Origin of the sequence: Streptomyces sp. NPDC001406 (genome assembly GCF_042895285.1) — a bacterium.
Lineage (GTDB): Bacteria > Actinomycetota > Actinomycetes > Streptomycetales > Streptomycetaceae > Streptomyces.
The window spans coordinates 34,694-50,806 of sequence record NZ_JBIAWG010000009.1; the positions used below are offsets into that span (position 1 = coordinate 34,694).

The window sequence follows — 16,113 nt, forward strand, 5'->3', positions numbered from 1 at the left end:
GCCGGCCGCGCTGTCGGTGCCGCGTGCCAGGATGGGTCCGTGCCGCAGACCGCCTTCACCACACCACCGCTGATCGGCCGGGACGAGGAACTCGACCGTCTCACGGGGGTGCTGGAGCGTGCCCGGCGCGGCGAGGCGCGCGCCGTGCTGATCGCCGGGGACGCGGGGGTCGGCAAGACGCGGGTGCTGGACGAGGCCGCCAAGCGGGCGGCACGGACCGGGACGACGGTGGTCACCGGACACTGTGTCGACCTCGGTGACGTCGGTCTGCCGTATCTGCCGTTCACCGAGATCCTCGGTGCGCTCGCCGCCGACGAGCGGTTCGCCGCCGCTGTCGCCGCGCATCCGGTGGTGGACCGGCTGCTGGGCGGCGGGACGGACACGGCGCGGGACGCGGACGGCCGACTGCGGCTCTTCGAGGGCGTGGCGGGACTGCTGGCCGACCTCGCGGACCTCGCTCCCCTGCTCGTCGTCCTGGAGGACCTCCACTGGGCCGACCAGTCCTCGCGGGACCTGCTCAGATTCCTGCTCAGCCGCGGCATCCTGCAGCGGTCGGCGGGCGGCGCGCCCGCCCACCGGCTCACGGTGTTCGCGTCGTACCGCGCGGACGACCTGCACCGCCGCCACCCCCTGCGCCCCCTGCTGGCCGAACTCGTCCGGCTGCCCTCCGTCGAGCGCCTGGAACTGCGGCCCCTGGCCGACCCCGAGGTGGACCGGCTGGTCCGGGCGCTGCAGGACCGTCCGCTGCCGGAGGCCACCGTCCGCCGGATCGTGCGGCGCGCCGAGGGCAACGCCTTCTACGTGGAGGAGCTGGTCGCGGCGACCGGCGCGGACGCCGACGGGGTGCCCAGCGGACTCGCCGACCTGCTGCTCATCCGGGTCGAGCAACTGTCCGACACAGCCCAGCAGGTGCTGCGCACCGCCGCCGTCGCCGGGCGGCGCGTCGGCCACGACCTGCTGCGCGACGCGGTCGGACTGCCGGAGGACGAACTGGAGTCGGCGCTGCGCGAGGCCGTCGGTCGGCAGCTGCTCGTTCCCGGTGACGCGGACACGTACTCCTTCCGTCACGCCCTCGCGCGCGAGGCGGTGTACGCCGATCTGCTGCCCGGTGAACGGTCCCGGCTGCACGGCGCGTTCGCCCGGCTGCTCGCCGCGAGCGGCCGGACGGCCGAGAGCGCGGCGGAGCGCGCCCATCACTACCGCGAGAGCCACGATCTGCCGGAGGCGCTCGCCGCGTCGCTGGAGGCCGCCGACCACGCCCAGCGGGTGGGCGCGCCCGCCGAGGAGCTGCGGCACCTGGAGACCGCGCTGGAACTGTGGCCCTCGGTGGAGCCGGCCGCGCGGCCGGCGGGCGCCGGTCCCGACCGGGTGACGCTGACGCTGCGCGCCTCGGCGGCCGCCGCCCACGCCGGGGACTCGCACCGGGCGGTGTCCCTCACCCGGGCCGCGCTGGCCGGCGTCGGCCAGGACGCCGACTCCGAGCTCGCCGCCCGGGTCCGTTACATGCTCGCCGGGAATCTGCTGAGCGTCGACAGTCTGACGGCCGCCTTCGAGTACAGCAGCGAGGCGCTCGCCATGATCCCGGCCGAGCCGCCGTCGCGGACGTGGGTGTGGGCGGCCGCGACGCATGTCATGGCGGCGCGTCAGGTCGGCGAGGACAAGGCCGCGCTCCGGGTCGCCCGCCGGGCGCTGCGCGTCGCAGAGGAGCTGGGGGTGACCGATGCCCGGGCCGATCTGCTGATCTCCCTGGCCGGTCTCGAAGAGGGCGGCCGCCGCACCCCGCAGGGCCGTGAGCGGCTGCGGGAAGCGCGGGAACTGGCCAGGGGCGCCGGGCATGCGCCCGTGGAGATGCGGGCGCTGTTCAACCTCGCCGTGGGCTGCTTCGAGTCGGGTGACCTCCAGGAGTGTCTGCCGTGGCTGGACGAGGGGCTGGAGCGGGCCCGTCGTGCCGGGCTGCTGTCCTCGCCGTATCCGCGCGAGATGCGCTATCTGCGGCTGCTGGTGCTGTACACGCTGGGCCGCTGGGACGAGTGCGTGCGCACGGCGCACACGGACGCCACGGAGATGGACGGCTACGCGGCCGGTCCCGTGCTGTACGTGGCGCTGGCGCGCGGCGACCGGGCAGCCGTCGAGGGGGCCCGCGCCCTGCTGGAAGGGCCGTTCGACTGGATGGGGACGCTGGTCGCGGGCATCGCGCTCACGGACGCCGCGGCGCTGGACGGCGATGCCGAGGCGGCCGTGGAGCGGATGCGGGCGACGGTCACGGCGCTCACCGACGACGCGGGCCGTCGCCCCGACGTCACGGTCCGGCTGGCCGCGCTCTGTCTGGCCGCCGTGGCCGACCGGGCCGCCGAGCTGCGCGGCGCCGGTGACGAGGCCGGGCTCCGGCGCTGGACGGACACCGCGGCCGAGCTCGTGGAGCTGGCGCGGACCACGGCCGAGCGGGGCAGTGACGGCGGTACGCAGGGCCCCGAGGGCCTGGCGTGGCTGGCCCGCGCCGAGGCGGAGTGGGCGCGGGCCGGGTCCGGGCCGGACCCGGCGGCCTGGCAGAAGGCGGTCACGGCGTTCGAGGACGTCGAGGTGTACGAGCGGGCGCGGTGTCAGATACGACTGGCCGAGGCCCTGTTGGCGTCCGACCGGCGGGCGGAGGCGGCCGCCCCGGCGCTGGATGCCCGGAAGACGGCCGCCCGGCTGGGCGCCGCGCCGCTGCTCGGGCGGATCGACGCCCTGATCCGCCGCGGCCGCCTCGCGGACACCCCGTCGGGTGAGGAGCGCATCTCACCGCTCACCGCCCGCGAGCAGGACGTGCTGCGGCTCCTCGCGCGGGGCCGCAGCAACCGTCAGATCGGTGAGGAACTGTTCATCACCGGCAAGACGGCGAGCGTCCATGTCTCCAACATCCTCGCCAAGCTGGGCGCCGCGAGCCGCACGGAGGCGGTGGCGATCGCCTACCGCGAGGGCCTGATCACCCCGGAGCCGACCGCCTCCGGGTGACAGTCGAGCCGGTCCGGGTCGACGGCGTCCGCCATGGCCTGCATGCCCTTGTCGTTGGGATGCAGATGATCGCCCCCGTCGAAGAAGGGCAGGATCCGCTCGGGGTCGTAGGGGCTGCGCAGGATCCGGTCGAAGTCGGTGACCGCGTCGAACTCCCCGCCGCTCCTGATGAACCGGTTCACCTCCTGACGTACGGCTTCGGCGGCGGGATCCCATTCGGACCAGCCCCTGAACGGGCCGACGGTCGCGCCGACGACGCACTTCCCGGCCGCGTGTGCCCGGTCGGCGATCTCGCGGTAACCCGGCGATCAAGTCCTGCGCGGTGACACCGGAGTGGGCCTTGAGGTCGTTGACGCCCTCGAAGAGGAAGACGGTACGGACGCCGGGCAGGGACAGGACGTCGCGGTCCAGACGGTGCAGGGCGCTCTGCCCGGCACCGTTCGCCAGGACCTTGTTGCCGGAGATCCCTTCGTCGGCCACGCCCTTGACGGTGCCGTCGGCCGACCGCAGCCGCCGGGCCGGATAGTCGGGCCAGCGGCGGTCGAGGTCGGGTCGGCCCAGCCCCTGCCCGATCCGTTGACGGGGGTCGATGTGATGAACGACTGGATCGCGGCGGGGCCATTATTTTCCGCTGTCAATAAAAGAAACAGCGGTTGCTGGAACGGGAGTTGTACCGGGGGCCGACATGCGGGTGCCCCGCGCATGGCGGGGCACCCTGGTCTGCCGTGCGACCGGCCTGCCGTCAGTGACGGGCGGCCGGCGTGTTCGCGGCGGTGACGTTGACCGCGGCCCAGGCCCGGTCGACCGTCTTGTACTCGACGCTGGACGCGCCGTACAGGTCCTTGGCCGCCTTCAGCGTCGCGACACGCGCGTCGTGGAAGTCGGTCGAGGAGACCATGTAGCGGGTCAGGGCACGGTAGAAGATCGCCGTGGCCTTGGTCCGGCCGATGCCCTTGACGATCCCGCCGTCGTAGGTCGGCGAGTCGTACTTGACGCCGTTGATCGTCTTCTGGCCGCTGCCCTCCGCGAGGAGGTAGTACGCGTGCGACGAGACACCGGAACCGGCGTGCACCTCGGTGTAGTACACCTCGGGCTTCCAGTAGTCGATCGTGCCCTCGAGCCGGTCCAGCGACGGCTTGTCGAGGCGGCGCAGGAACTTCTGCTGGAGGCCCAGCTTCTCGCCGATCAGGTAGTCCGGCGTGTCCTTCGTGTTCTTCGTGAAGAACTCGACGTTCGAGCCGAAGATGTCGGCCAGCGACTCGTTCAGCGAGCCGGGCTCGCCGTACTGGTTGCCCTGTTCGTCGACGAAGGTCGGCTCCAGCTTCGCGGTCGCGTCCACCACGCCGTGGGTCAGCTCGTGACCGGTGACGTCGAGGACGACGAGCGGCTTCTTGAACATGGTGCCGTCACCGTCGCCGTACAGCATGCAGCCGCACGTCGGGTCCCAGAAGGCGTTGGCGACCTTCTTGCCCCAGTGCACCATGCCCTTGGCGGGCTTGCTGTTGTTCGCAATGCCCTTGCGGTTGAAGGTCTTCTTGTAGAAGTCCAGGGTCTTGGTGATGCCGTACTGGGCGTCGACCGCGGCGCTGGCACGGCTGGAGGTCGTGCCGTTGCCGAAGGTCTTGCTGGAGCTGGTGATCTTCTTGCCGGCGCCGAAGCTCTCGGTCTGCGTCCCCTTGGCGTCCCGGGTCTCGGTGCCGTAGCGGTTCGGGTCCTTCAGCAGGAAGGTCGTACGGGCCGTCTGCTGGACGGTCAGCCCGACCGTGCCGACGAACAGCGACTTGCCGGTGCCCGCCACCGTCTTCGGGTAGCCGGTGGCGCCGGCCGCCGACGACAGCGACGACCCGGCGAGGCCGGCGCCCTGCGTACCGAGGCCGGTGGCCGGGTCGATCGTCTCTCCCCGCTTCTGCAGGGTGTCGAGCAGCTTCGGCGACAGGAACTCGTCGCTGACGGGCGCGTTGCTGCGCACCTTGCCGGTGACGGCGTCGACGACGACGGTCCGGGCGCCGTTGCCCTCGGTGGTGCCGCTGTCGGTCACCGTCACCTGGTAGGCGAGGGCCGAGGCGCCCTCACGGGCGTCCACCACGAGCTGGGCGGTGCCCGCGTCGCCCTTGGCGGCCGCGGCGGCCTTGCGCTCCGCCTGCTCGGCGGTCAGCTTGGCCTGTGCGGCGGCGGGCTCGACGGCGTGGTCGGCCGCGCGGGTGACACCCGCGTAGGCCAGTTGCCGGGAGAGGTGGACGACGAGGTCGCCACCGAGCACCGGCATTCCGTTGTGCGTCCGGACGAACCGGACGTGCCGGGCGCCCTCGGGGTCGATCATCACGTCCTGGGCGTGGAGCTGGTCGCCCTGGGAGACGCCGGTCGCCGACGCGTGGGCGAAGGCGGCGGCACGCGCCGCCGACACCACCGATGCAGCCGTCGAGGCCTGCGACGTCACGCCGTGCTCCACCCCCGTGGAGGGACCCGCGAATGCAGTACCGGCGAGGCCCGTGGCGGCCGTCGTCACGGCGACGGCAACCGCCACGCTGCGTATGTGCGGTCTACGCACTGATCAGGGTTCCTTCGTTCGAAGGCGGCCGGGATCACCAACCGCCTTGCGACATGGCGTTGTTGAGCACCATGGGAGCTGGTCGGGCCCCGGACGAAAGCCTTACGGATAAGTCATGTCCACGTAAAGCCGGAATGATCGATTTCGCGGCGTTCTATGGCAATCCTTTGCAAAAGCCTGCCGCAGGGTGATCAACAGCTGACCAACTGTGTGTCAACTGTGGAGATGTGACCCGCTGCGAGTAGGTTCCCTCGGCGGAATGTGACCGATCTCGCACTGAAAACCGCGGAGATGGGAGAGGCAACGGATGGTCTCGGCAACGGTGGGCAAGGGCGCGGTGCTCGGAGCGGTCGTGGTGGCGCTCCTCGCGGTGCCGGCACGGGCGGCGACCGGCCAGGCGCACGCAGGGACGACGGCCGGCCAGGCGCGCACAGGTGCGGCGGCCGGGCTACCGGCACCCGACACCGCGGGTCTGCGGAGCGTGCTGCGGTCGGCGGTCGCGCAGGGCGCGCCCGGCGCGATGGCGCGGATCGACGACAACGGGGCGATGTACCGGGCGACCTACGGCTTCGCCGACCGCAGTACCCGGCGGGCCATCGGCGGCGACGACCGCTTCCGCGTCGGCAGCGTCACCAAGACCTTCTCCGCCGTCGTCCTGCTGCAACTGGCCGACGAGCACCGGCTCACCCTGGACGCCCCGGTGAACCGCTATCTGCCGGGCCTGCTGCCCGACGACCGGATCACGGTGAGGCACGTGCTGAGCCATCGCAGCGGGCTGTACGACTACACGAATGACATGTTCGCCCGCTCCGTCTCCGGCTTCGAGTCGGTGCGCAACAAGGTCTTCACCTACCGCCAGTTGGTGAAGCTGTCCCTCGCGAAGCCGCGCACCAACGCGCCCGGAGCCGCCTACTCGTACTCCAACACCAACTTCGTCGTCGCCGGGATGCTGATCGAGAAGCTCACCGGCCACCCCGTGCGGACCGAGTACGAGAACCGCATCTTCAAGCCGCTGCGTCTCAAGGACACCTTCTACGTCCACCCCGACAAGAAGCTCCCGGGCCGCTACACCCGCGGCTACCTCACCCCCGACACGGCCGGCGCCCCCCTGGTGGACGCGACCGAGCAGACGCTGTCCTGGGCGCAGAGCGCGGGCGCCATCATCTCCAGCACACGGGATCTGAACACGTTCTACTCGGCCCTGGTCCGCGGCCGGCTGACCTCGTCCGCGCGCCTGGCCGAGATGGAACGCTGGACACCGGTCAACAGCACGACGGCGTACGGACTCGGGCTGCGGCGCCGCACCCTGTCGTGCGGGATCTCGGTGTACGGCCACACGGGCGTCGTCCAGGGCTACTACACCTACGCCTTCACCACCAAGGACGGCCGGCGCAGCCTCGCCGCGGTCGCCACCACCTCCAACAACGGCACCGTGCTCGACACGATGGCGGGCACGCTGGAGTCGGCGTTCTGCGGCAAGCCGAAGAAGGCGCCGCGCGACGCGGCGGTCGCCGGGCGGAACAGCGACGCCGCGCCGGCGGTGGCACGCAACTGAGGCAGGACGGGAACCAGCTCGCCGCGCCCGGACGTTGTACGGACGGCTCCCCACCGGGGCCGAGGTCCCACCACTTTTGGGCGGCGCGATGAGCGAGCTGGTTCCCGGGGGCAATCTGCCCCTTCCGGGCGGCTCGCTGATCCTGCGGGTGCCCGGTCCCTTCGACGTGTCGGCGCTCATCACCGGGGGCGAGGGCAGGGTCGGCAGCGACGCCGACTTCGTGTTCTACAACCAGCCGGCCGCCCCCGGTGTCCGGCTGCGCGGCGACACACTGACCGTCGAACCGGCGCTGCTGCGCCCGGGCGCCGTGCGCGTCACCGTGGCCGTCAGCGCCGCCGAGCCGGACACGCCCCTTTGCCGGCTGCCCGCGTCCGAGCTGCGGGTCACCGATCCGCGGGGCCAAACGCTCGCCCGCTTCGCCCCGCCCCGACCGCAGCGCGAGAGCGTGCTGCTGCTCGCCGAGATATACCGCCGGGGCACCGGCTGGAAGTTGCGCGCGATCGGGCAGGGGTACGCCGACGGACTGGCCGGGCTGGCCCGGGACTTCGGGGTGGACGTGGCCGAGGACCGGCCCGGGCCGACGGCACCGGCGCACCGTCCGAGCGTGCCGGAGCAACGATCGGCACCCCCTTCCGCACGGCCTCCTTCCGCACGGCCCGCTCCACCACGGCCCCCTTCACAGCGGCTCCCTTCACCGCGGCTCCCTTCACCGCGGCCCCCTTCACCGCGGCTCCCTTCACCGCGGCCCCCGGCGCCGGCCGCCGTCCCCGCCTCCGATCCCGAGGGCTTCCTGGGCCTCGTCAACTCCGCCCGCGCCCGGTCCGGTTCCCGGCCGGTCACCCTCGACGCGCGTCTCGTCTCGGCCGCCCGGGCCCATGCCGCCGCGATGGCCGCCGACGGACGCCTGGGCGGCGAGAGCCGGGACGGCACCTCGGTCCACCAGCGGATCACGGCCACCGGATACACCTACGTCACCGTCGGCGAACACCTGGTCTCCGGACCGCGCACCCCCGCCGAGTTCATCGCGTACTGCCTGCGCACCGAGGAGGCCCGGCGCACGCTCCAGGACCCCGCCTTCACCCAGGCCGGCCTGGCGTACGCCACCGGCGGCCGCACGGGCGACACGTACTGGACCGCCCTGTGGGCCCGGCCCCTCGCCGCGGGCGACCTGGACCGGACCTGCGCCGAGGTCGTCGAGCTCACCAACGCACAGCGCCGCCGGGCCGACTTGCCACCGCTGGCCGTCGATCCGCTGCTCACGACCGCCGCCCAGGCGCACAGCGCGGACATGGTGGCGCGCGACTTCTACTCCCACACCGCGCCCGAGGGTTCCCAGCCGTGGGACCGGGCCGCCGCCGCGGGCTCGGCCCGGCGCACGATCGGCGAGAACATCGCCTGCGGTCAGCGCTCCCCAGCAGAGGTGGTGGACGGCTGGATGAACAGCCCCCGCCACCGCGCCAACATCCTGAAACCCGGCTTCACCCACATCGGTGTCGGCTTCGCCGGCGGCGGCCGTGCGGGCACGTACTGGACCCAGCTCTTCGGTGCCTGAGCCGGCACTGTCCGCGATCTTGGCGGAACGGTCCCCTCCGGGACACCATGCCCGCATGAAGGGTGATCTCTTTTCCAGTACGCACATGGTGCAGCCGGCCGTCGAGCCGGGCATGACCGTCGAGAACGCCAAGTGCCTCAAGTACGCGGTGAACGGCGAAATGCTCGCCCGCCAGGGCGCGATGGTCGCCTATCGCGGCAGCCTCAAGTTCGAACGCAAGGGGCAGGGCGTGGGCGGCATGCTCAAGCGCGCGGTCACCGGTGAGGGGCTGCCGCTGATGGCGGTGCGCGGCCAGGGCGAGGCGTGGTTCGCGCACGAGGCGCAGAACTGTTTCATCGTCGAGGTCGAGCCCGGCGACGAGTTCACCGTCAACGGCCGCAACGTCCTTTGTTTCGACGCCTCGTTGTCGTACGAGATCAAGACGGTCAAGGGCTCGGGCATCGCCGGGGGCGGCCTGTTCAACAGCGTCTTCACCGGCCAGGGCAGACTCGGCCTGGTCTGCGAGGGCAACCCGCTGGTCATACCGGTCTCGGCGCAGCAGCCGGTGTACGTCGACACGGACGCGGTGGTGGGCTGGACGGCGCACCTGCAGACGTCGTTGCACCGCTCCCAGTCCATCGGGTCGATGCTGCGCGGCGGTTCCGGGGAGGCCGTCCAACTGATGCTGCAGGGCGAGGGATACGTCGTGGTCCGCCCGAGCGAAGCGACACCGCAGAAGGCGCAGCAGCACTGACCCACGGCAAAGTGATCTGCGTCTCGGAGGCAACCCCTCCGTTCTTCCCGGCGTCTTGATCGACAACAAGGTGATGCCCTGGCCCGGGTGGCCAGGGCACATTTCCGGCGGACTATACACGGCGCGTATACATAGAGTGCATACATGCCGTGCATACACCCCGCACAGAGAAAGGCATCCATGTACGGCAAGGCATCCGCCCCGGAGTACCAGGGCGCCCTGACCACCCTGTCCGTGAACTCCTCCCTGGTCGACGTGCTCGCCGCGGGCACCGAGCAGCTGCGGGAGGCCGAGCGGGCCGGACGGCGCGACGAGGCGGCGCGCTGCGGACTCGCCGTCGCCGAGGCGCACCGGCGGCTCGGTCAGGTGGGCGACGCGGACCGGGCGTGGAAGGCGAGTTACCGCGCCGCCCGGGAGGCCGGGGACACGGCGGCGATGGCCTGGGCGCTGTGGAGCGGCGGCACGCTGGCCCGGCAGCGCGGCGCGTTCCCGCTGGCCTGGCGGCTGCTGGGGCTGGCGGCCGAACTCGGCGAGCGCGGCGGCGACATCGTCGTACGGGGCTACTCGCTGGCCGGACTCGCGGAGACCGGGCGTATCCAGGGTGACTACGAGGCCGTGGGCCGGCTGCACGAGCAGCTCCTGGCCGAGGCCCGCAGGCGCGGCGAGGCACGGCACACGGTGTGGGCGCTGGAGGGCATCGCGCAGATGCACCGCAACACCGGCTCCTACGACACGGCGTACGCGATGTTCGAGGAGGCGGCGGAGATAGCCGCGAAGGCCGAGGACCGGCGCGGTCACGCCTGGGCCCTGCGCGGACTCGCCGACATCCTCTCCGTGCGCGACCGGAACACCGGCCGGGCGCTGGAGCTGCTGTCGGAGGCGGAGGCCATGTGCCGCGCGATGAACCTCACCAGCGCACTGGCCTACAACCACAAGATGCGCGGCAACGTCTTCTATCGCGCCGGTCGTTACAGCGAGGCCCGGGACCTGTACGAGCAGGCGCTGAAGGAGTTCCGCGCGATGCGCGAGCCGCGCGGCGAGGCGCTGGCCCGGCTCGGCCTGGCCAAGTCACGCGCCCGCCTCGGCCGCGACCGTGCCGAGACGGTCGCCGAACTGGCGGATCTGGCCCGGACGCTGGAGGGCAGCGGGCTGCGGCACGCACGGGAGATGGTGGCCCGCGCCCAGGAGGAGTTCGGTCTCCTCGCGGCAAAGGCCGTACGGTGACGGCGCTCGACTCGGCGGTGCAGGCACCGCCCTCCGCGTCCCAGGTCCTCGACCGCTGCCGGGAGCTGGTGCGGCCCGCGCTGGCGGACGCCGTGGGGCGCCTGCACCCATGGGTGGGTGAGATGGCGGCCTACTCCTTCGGCTGGTGCGAGATCGGCGGCGCACCCGCCGTGGCGCCGGGCGGCAAGGGCGTGCGGCAGGCCCTGGCCGTGCTCGGTGCCGAGGCGGCGGGCGCGCCCGGGCGGGCCGGGGTCGGCGCGGCGGTCGCCGTGGAACTGGTGCACACCTTCTCGCTGCTGCACGACGACATCATGGACGGCGACACCGCCCGGCGCCGCCGCCCCACCGTCTGGAAGGCCTACGGCACCGGCCCCGCGGTACTGGCCGGGGACGCCCTGTTCGCGCTGGCCGTCGAGACCCTCGCCACCGGCCCCGGCGGTGCGCCGGCGCTGCGGCTGCTGTCCGCGGCCCTGGCCGACCTGGTGCGGGGGCAGGCCGACGACCTGCTGTTCAGCACCCGGCCCTGGACCGGTCCGGAGCGGGTCCGGCCGCGGGAGTACCGGGCGATGGCGGAGCACAAGACCGGTGCCCTGCTGGGCTGCGCGGCCGCGCTGGGTGCCACGCTCGGCGGCGCTCCCGAGACCATGGCCGCCGCGCTGGACCGGGCCGGGCGGCATCTGGGGATCGCCTTCCAGATGATCGACGACGTCCTGGGGATCTGGGGCGACCCGGCCGTCACCGGCAAGCCCGTGCACGGCGATCTGCGCGAGCAAAAGAAGACGTTCCCGGTGCTGGCCGCGCTCTCCTCCCCCGCCGCCGAGCGCCTGGCCGTGCTGCTCGACACCGGGGAGACGGTCGCGGCGGCCGCGCTGATCGAGGAGGCGGGCGGCCGGGTGGCGGCGCTCGCCGAAGCTCGCCGGCACACGGCCGCCGCGGAGTCGGCGCTCGCCGGTGCGCCGCTCGCTCCCGGGGCCGCCGCTCAGCTGCGCCGCCTGCTGGACCACCTGCTGCGCCGCGACCTCTGAAACCGTGTTGACCTGCACCGTGTCGCCGAGTCAGGGTGCAGATGGCGCGATCCCTCACCCCGCGCCGAGAGGGTGAACTTCTTTGATCGACATCGCGGACATCGAAGCCGCCGCCGAGCGGATCGCCCGACACGTCGTCCACACCCCGACCGTGCCGAGCCCCGGCCTGTCCGCACTGCTCGGCGCCCCGGTCACCACAAAGCTCGAACTGCTGCAGCGCACCGGCTCGTTCAAGGCGCGCGGCGCGACCGCGAAGCTGCTGTCGCTGAGCGAGGCCGAGCGGGCCGCGGGCGTGGTGGCGGTCAGCGGCGGCAACCACGGCATCGCCCTCGCGGTGATGGCCGCCGCTCTCGATGTGAAGGCGACGGTCGTCATGCCGCGCACGGCGCCCGCGCGGTCCGTCGCGATCGCGCGGGACGCGGGGGCGTCGGTGCGGCTGACCGACGGGATGGACAGCGCGTTCGAGCTGATGGACCGGCTGCGGGACGAGGGGCTGACCCTGGTCCACCCCTTCGACGACCCGGTCGTGGTCGCCGGACAGGGCACCGTCGGCCTGGAGTTCGCGACGGACGCGGGTGAGCTGACGGACGTGCTGGTCAGCATCGGTGGTGGGGGTCTGATCGCCGGTGTGGCGGCCGCGCTGCGCGCCCTTCGCCCCGGCGTCCGGATCTGGGGCGTGGAGACGGAGGGCGCCCAGGCCATGTCCGAGGCGCTGGCGGCGGGCGGGCCGGTGCCGGTCGCGCTGTCGTCGATCGTGACCACGCTCAGCGCGCCGAGCGTGTCGCAGCTGACGTACGACCATGTCTGCGCCCTGGTCACCGAGGTCCTGGTGGTCCCCGACCGGGAGGCCGTCCGGGGCTGCCTCGACCTCGCCGAGCACGCCAAGGTGTGGGCGGAACCGGCCGCCGGCTGTCTGCTGCCCGCGGCCCGGCAGGTGCTGGACCGGGTGGGCGACGGCGCCCGGCTCGGGCTGGTGGTGTGCGGGGGCAACACGAGCCCCGGGGACGTCAAGAAGTGGAGCGAACAATTCGGCCTGTGTTGAGGCGGCACCGCACCGGAATGTTTACCCTTGGTTACCCGCAGGTCGAGGCGGGGAAATTCGCCGTTTTCCACAAGTCGTGCGCGCCCTGGGCCGGTTGAATAAAAGGCAGGAAGCAGCCCGGAGTTGCAGATCCTTTGAACACTCACCAGCGCGCCCCGCGTACCTCTGGGAAAGACGAGGCAGGGGTTTCAGCGAGGGATGACCATGGTCAAGGCGCACGTCTCCGGACAGGAACTGGTCGCCGGGAGGTATCGGCTTCTTGAGGTGGTCCACCGCGAGACGAACGGGATCTGCTGGTACGCCGAGGACCTGGAGGCGCAGCGGCCCCGTCTGGTGACACAGACCGAGCTGCCGGACCAGCCGGCCGAGGAGACCGCGCGCCGCACCACCGCCCGTGTCCTGCGCACCACCGAGCTCATGGGCATGCTCCGGCCCGGCCGGGTGGCCACGGTGATCGACGCGATCGAGGACTCCGGCACGCTGTGGACGGTCATCGAGTGGATCGACGGCGTGCCGCTGGGCGAACTCCTCTCCCAGCAGGGTGCGTTGAACTATGTGCGGGCGGCCCGGATCGGTCTGGAACTGCTCGATGTGCTGGAGACCGCGCACGGCGAGGGCTTCACGCACGGCGAACTCAGCCCCGGCCAGGTGTTCGTGCGCGACCAGGGCCCGGTCGTGGTCACGGGCTTCGGACTGGCGGGCGCGACCCTGGCCCCACGGGTCACGGCGCCGTCGTACGCCGCTCCCGAGCAGGCCCGTGACGAGCGCCTCGGCCCTGCCGCGGACCTGTGGGCCCTGGGCGCGATCCTCTACACGATGGTCGAGGGACGCCCGCCGTTCCGCGACCGGGGCCGGCCCGACACCACCCTCAGAGCGGTGGACCGGCTGCCCCTGCGCACCCCGCTGCGCGCCGGTCCGCTGGCCCAGGTCGTCCAGGGACTGCTGCGCAAGGACCACCGGGAGCGGCTGACCGTGACCGTGGTGCGCGAGGCCCTCATCCGCATCCTCGCCGAGGACGCCGACGCGGACCGGGAACCCGCCCCCGTCCCCCGGCTGCGCGGCGCCTGTCTGGCCGCCCTGCGCGCCGGTCAGGGATGGAGCAGAAGGACCATGGTCGTCGGCACCGCGCTGGCCGTCGTCACCGTGTCCGCCGCCGTGCTCGCCGCGACCCACAAACTCCCCGGCACCGACACCTCCGACACGGCGGGATCGGCGAGCCGGCCGTCCGCCGCGGCCGTCCCGACCGGCAACCGCACCGACGGCAACGGCTCCCGCACCCCCACGCCGCCACCCACGCCCAGCGCCACCACCCCCAGCGCGACGGCCTCGCCGTCTCCCTCGGCCACCGCCGACGCCCTGCCGGCCGGCTTCCGCCGCTACACCGCCCCCGAGGGCTTCTCGGTCGCCCTCCCCGCCGGCTGGAAACGGCAGACCACCGCACGCGAGGGCGCTCTCGCCTACCGCGTCACGTTCGGACCCGGCGGCGGCGATCCCCGCACCCTGGCGGTCACCTACAGCTCGCAGGTCGGCCCGGACCCGGTCGCCATCTGGCGGGACGAGGTCCAGCCCGCCCTGCGGCGCACGGACGGATTCCAGCGGATCGGGGACATCGAGGCGACGACGTACCAGGGCTACAAGGGCGCCGACATGGAATGGTTCTCGGGATCCGGCGGCGACCGGGTGCGCACCTTCGGCCGCGGTTTCCTGATCGGCGGCGGGCACAGCTACTCACTGCGCTTCACGGCTCCGGCCACCGCCTGGAACACCACCGCCGACCGGCTGGCGCTGAAGACGATCCTGGGCACGTTCCGGTGGTGAAAACGGTCCATATAGGGTGGTCGGTCTGCACAGTGCAGTCCGACCAGCCGCGCTCCCAGGAGAGTCATCCGTGACCGTAGCGACCGTCCCGTCCGAGACGTCCCCCGCATCCCCGGCACCCCTGTCCGACCTCGTGGCGCGGGACGCGCGGGAGTTCGGGGTCTACGCGCGGACCGGAGGGTGGGCCTTCGGGCTGATGGTGGCGCGCAGCGTGCGGCCCGGCGGACAGGGCGCGGACGAGACGCCCAAGGTGTCGGCCAAGGAGTTCGCGGAGCTCGCCGGCTGCTCCGTCGAGCGGGTCATGCGCTACTACAAGGCCTGGGACCGGGCCGCGGACGACGGTCTCGTCCCCCACTTCGAGGCGCTGGCACCGGGCCAGGAGGTCGAACTGCCGGACGCGGACGTGTGGCTGGGCTACTACGTCTCCCGCTCCAGTGCCGCCTCCGAGCGCGGCACCGCCATCGCCGAGGCCGCCGAGGCCGAGGGCATCCGGCCCACCAAGGCCCTGGAGGTCGCGGAGAACCCCACCGCGTTGCGCGCCGCGATCCTCGCCGACCCCTCCACGGCCCGCGCGGCGCGCACGGCCCTGCTGGACCGGGTGCGGCAAGACCCGGATCTCCAGGCCGAGTTGGCCCGTGACGTGGTCCGCACCGACGATCTGAAGAAGGCGGTGGCCAGCGAGAGCCGGTCGGCGGACCGGATCGGATATGTGCGGCAGATCGCCGAGTCGGGGCAGATCAGGACGCCCGCCGGACAGACCGTGAACGCGCCCGCCGACGTGCGCCAGGAGGCCGAGCGGCATCTGTCGCTCATCGACGAGCTGGACGAGGGCGAGGACAGCGGCGAGTGGGCCACCGAGGCCTACGACACCATGAAGTCCCTCGTGGCCGAGGCGGTCGAGGCCGACCCCGAACTGCGCGTCCAGGAACGGCGGACGAAGTTCTACAACAGCCTGCAGAAGGCCACCAGGGCGTTCGAGGAGCTCACCTTCGACGACGCGCAGGACTTCTACGAGGACGACATGGTCCAGCGCCTCGAAGAGCTGCAGCAGGCGATCGGCACCTGCCTCACCGCGCTGCGGGGCGCGGGAGGAAATCAGCCCGGCGAATGAGCAAATGCGCCGCGGGACGGGTACTAGAGGGCCCTACGTCGATTGTTCTCGGAGGCCCCCACGTGAACCCCTTCGTGCGCAAGACCCTGGTGGTGCAGATCCAGGCGGGCGGCACGGACCGTTTCTCCGTGCTCGCCCACCTGACGTACGACGCCGACGACCCGTTCGCCGTCACGGTGGTGTTCGCCCACGACGGCCATGTGCTGGCCCGTTGGCGGCTGGACCGGCAGATGCTCGCCGACGGCCTGCGCGGGCCGGCCGGCATCGGGGACGTGAGACTGCGCCCGGTGGCCACCGGTATGTGGCAGGAGCTGCGCATGGAGTTCCTCGGCGCCGTCCGGCCCGACGGCGGCCGCCATCGCGCGGTGGCGTTCGCCTGGGCGCCCGCGGTCGCGGCCTTCGTGCGGGAGACCCGGGAGGTGGTGCCGCCGGGGCAGGAGGAGGTCCGGGTCGACGACGTCCTGGCGGAGATCCTGGCCGCGGGCTGAGTAGCCGTACTCATGCCCTGGCC

General features: G+C 72.7%; 11 protein-coding genes and 1 pseudogene. 10 read left to right on the forward strand and 2 right to left on the reverse strand.

The window, feature by feature from the left end; translation table 11 throughout:
• Positions 1-39 precede the first annotated feature (39 nt).
• Positions 40-2,994 (forward strand): AAA family ATPase, encoded by a 2,955-nt coding sequence (locus ACFY1J_RS22325; protein WP_390731743.1) that lies wholly within the window; start codon positions 40-42, stop codon positions 2,992-2,994.
• On the opposite strand, the pseudogene ACFY1J_RS22330 reads toward ACFY1J_RS22325, so the two are convergent.
• Positions 2,949-3,543 (reverse strand): annotated as a pseudogene (locus tag ACFY1J_RS22330) (SGNH/GDSL hydrolase family protein); the annotation flags it as partial. The gene ACFY1J_RS22325 and the pseudogene ACFY1J_RS22330 sit on opposite strands and share 46 nt — an antisense overlap.
• A gap of 193 nt (positions 3,544-3,736) precedes the next feature.
• Positions 3,737-5,542: a M4 family metallopeptidase gene (locus ACFY1J_RS22335; RefSeq protein ID WP_390710786.1), complete on the reverse strand. Its 1,806-nt coding sequence runs from the start codon at positions 5,540-5,542 to the stop codon at positions 3,737-3,739.
• Between the two features lie 307 nt (positions 5,543-5,849).
• Here ACFY1J_RS22335 and ACFY1J_RS22340 point away from each other — a divergent pair, with 307 nt between their 5' ends.
• The 9 genes from ACFY1J_RS22340 to ACFY1J_RS22380 all read left to right on the forward strand — a co-directional run bounded on the left by ACFY1J_RS22340 (position 5,850) and on the right by ACFY1J_RS22380 (position 16,090).
• Positions 5,850-7,097, forward strand: coding sequence for a serine hydrolase domain-containing protein (locus tag ACFY1J_RS22340; RefSeq protein WP_390731744.1), 1,248 nt, complete (start codon positions 5,850-5,852; stop codon positions 7,095-7,097).
• 88 nt (positions 7,098-7,185) lie between these two features.
• Positions 7,186-8,649 (forward strand): CAP domain-containing protein, encoded by a 1,464-nt coding sequence (locus ACFY1J_RS22345; RefSeq protein WP_390731745.1) that lies wholly within the window; start codon positions 7,186-7,188, stop codon positions 8,647-8,649.
• A gap of 55 nt (positions 8,650-8,704) precedes the next feature.
• On the forward strand, positions 8,705-9,382 hold the full coding sequence (locus ACFY1J_RS22350; RefSeq protein ID WP_390710783.1) for an AIM24 family protein: 678 nt from the start codon (positions 8,705-8,707) through the stop codon (positions 9,380-9,382).
• A gap of 180 nt (positions 9,383-9,562) precedes the next feature.
• Positions 9,563-10,606, forward strand: a complete 1,044-nt coding sequence (locus ACFY1J_RS22355; protein ID WP_390710782.1) for a tetratricopeptide repeat protein — start codon at positions 9,563-9,565, stop codon at positions 10,604-10,606.
• Positions 10,603-11,631, forward strand: coding sequence for a polyprenyl synthetase family protein (locus tag ACFY1J_RS22360; RefSeq protein ID WP_390710781.1), 1,029 nt, complete (start codon positions 10,603-10,605; stop codon positions 11,629-11,631). Before ACFY1J_RS22355 ends, ACFY1J_RS22360 begins: the two co-directional genes overlap by 4 nt.
• Positions 11,632-11,713: 82 nt before the next feature.
• Positions 11,714-12,673: a threonine/serine dehydratase gene (locus ACFY1J_RS22365; RefSeq protein ID WP_390710780.1), complete on the forward strand. Its 960-nt coding sequence runs from the start codon at positions 11,714-11,716 to the stop codon at positions 12,671-12,673.
• Between the two features lie 198 nt (positions 12,674-12,871).
• Positions 12,872-14,491 carry a serine/threonine protein kinase gene (locus ACFY1J_RS22370; RefSeq protein WP_390731746.1) on the forward strand — a complete coding sequence of 540 codons (1,620 nt, stop codon included), beginning with the start codon at positions 12,872-12,874 and terminating at the stop codon, positions 14,489-14,491.
• A gap of 70 nt (positions 14,492-14,561) precedes the next feature.
• Positions 14,562-15,602 carry a hypothetical protein gene (locus ACFY1J_RS22375; protein WP_390731747.1) on the forward strand — a complete coding sequence of 347 codons (1,041 nt, stop codon included), beginning with the start codon at positions 14,562-14,564 and terminating at the stop codon, positions 15,600-15,602.
• A gap of 62 nt (positions 15,603-15,664) precedes the next feature.
• The gene (locus ACFY1J_RS22380; protein WP_390710777.1) at positions 15,665-16,090 is read left to right on the forward strand and encodes an SsgA family sporulation/cell division regulator; all 426 of its coding nucleotides are present in this window, start codon (positions 15,665-15,667) and stop codon (positions 16,088-16,090) included.
• The last annotated feature ends 23 nt before the right edge of the window (positions 16,091-16,113 follow it).

Excerpts from the sequence above, each read along its gene's own strand:
- ACFY1J_RS22340 (WP_390731744.1), top strand. The coding sequence starts at position 5,850 with ATGGTCTCGGCAACGGTGGGCAAGGGCGCGGTGCTCGGAGCGGTCGTG.
- ACFY1J_RS22345 (WP_390731745.1), top strand. The coding sequence starts at position 7,186 with ATGAGCGAGCTGGTTCCCGGGGGCAATCTGCCCCTTCCGGGCGGCTCG.
- ACFY1J_RS22350 (WP_390710783.1), top strand. The coding sequence starts at position 8,705 with ATGAAGGGTGATCTCTTTTCCAGTACGCACATGGTGCAGCCGGCCGTC.
- ACFY1J_RS22355 (WP_390710782.1), top strand. The coding sequence starts at position 9,563 with ATGTACGGCAAGGCATCCGCCCCGGAGTACCAGGGCGCCCTGACCACC.
- ACFY1J_RS22370 (WP_390731746.1), top strand. The coding sequence starts at position 12,872 with ATGACCATGGTCAAGGCGCACGTCTCCGGACAGGAACTGGTCGCCGGG.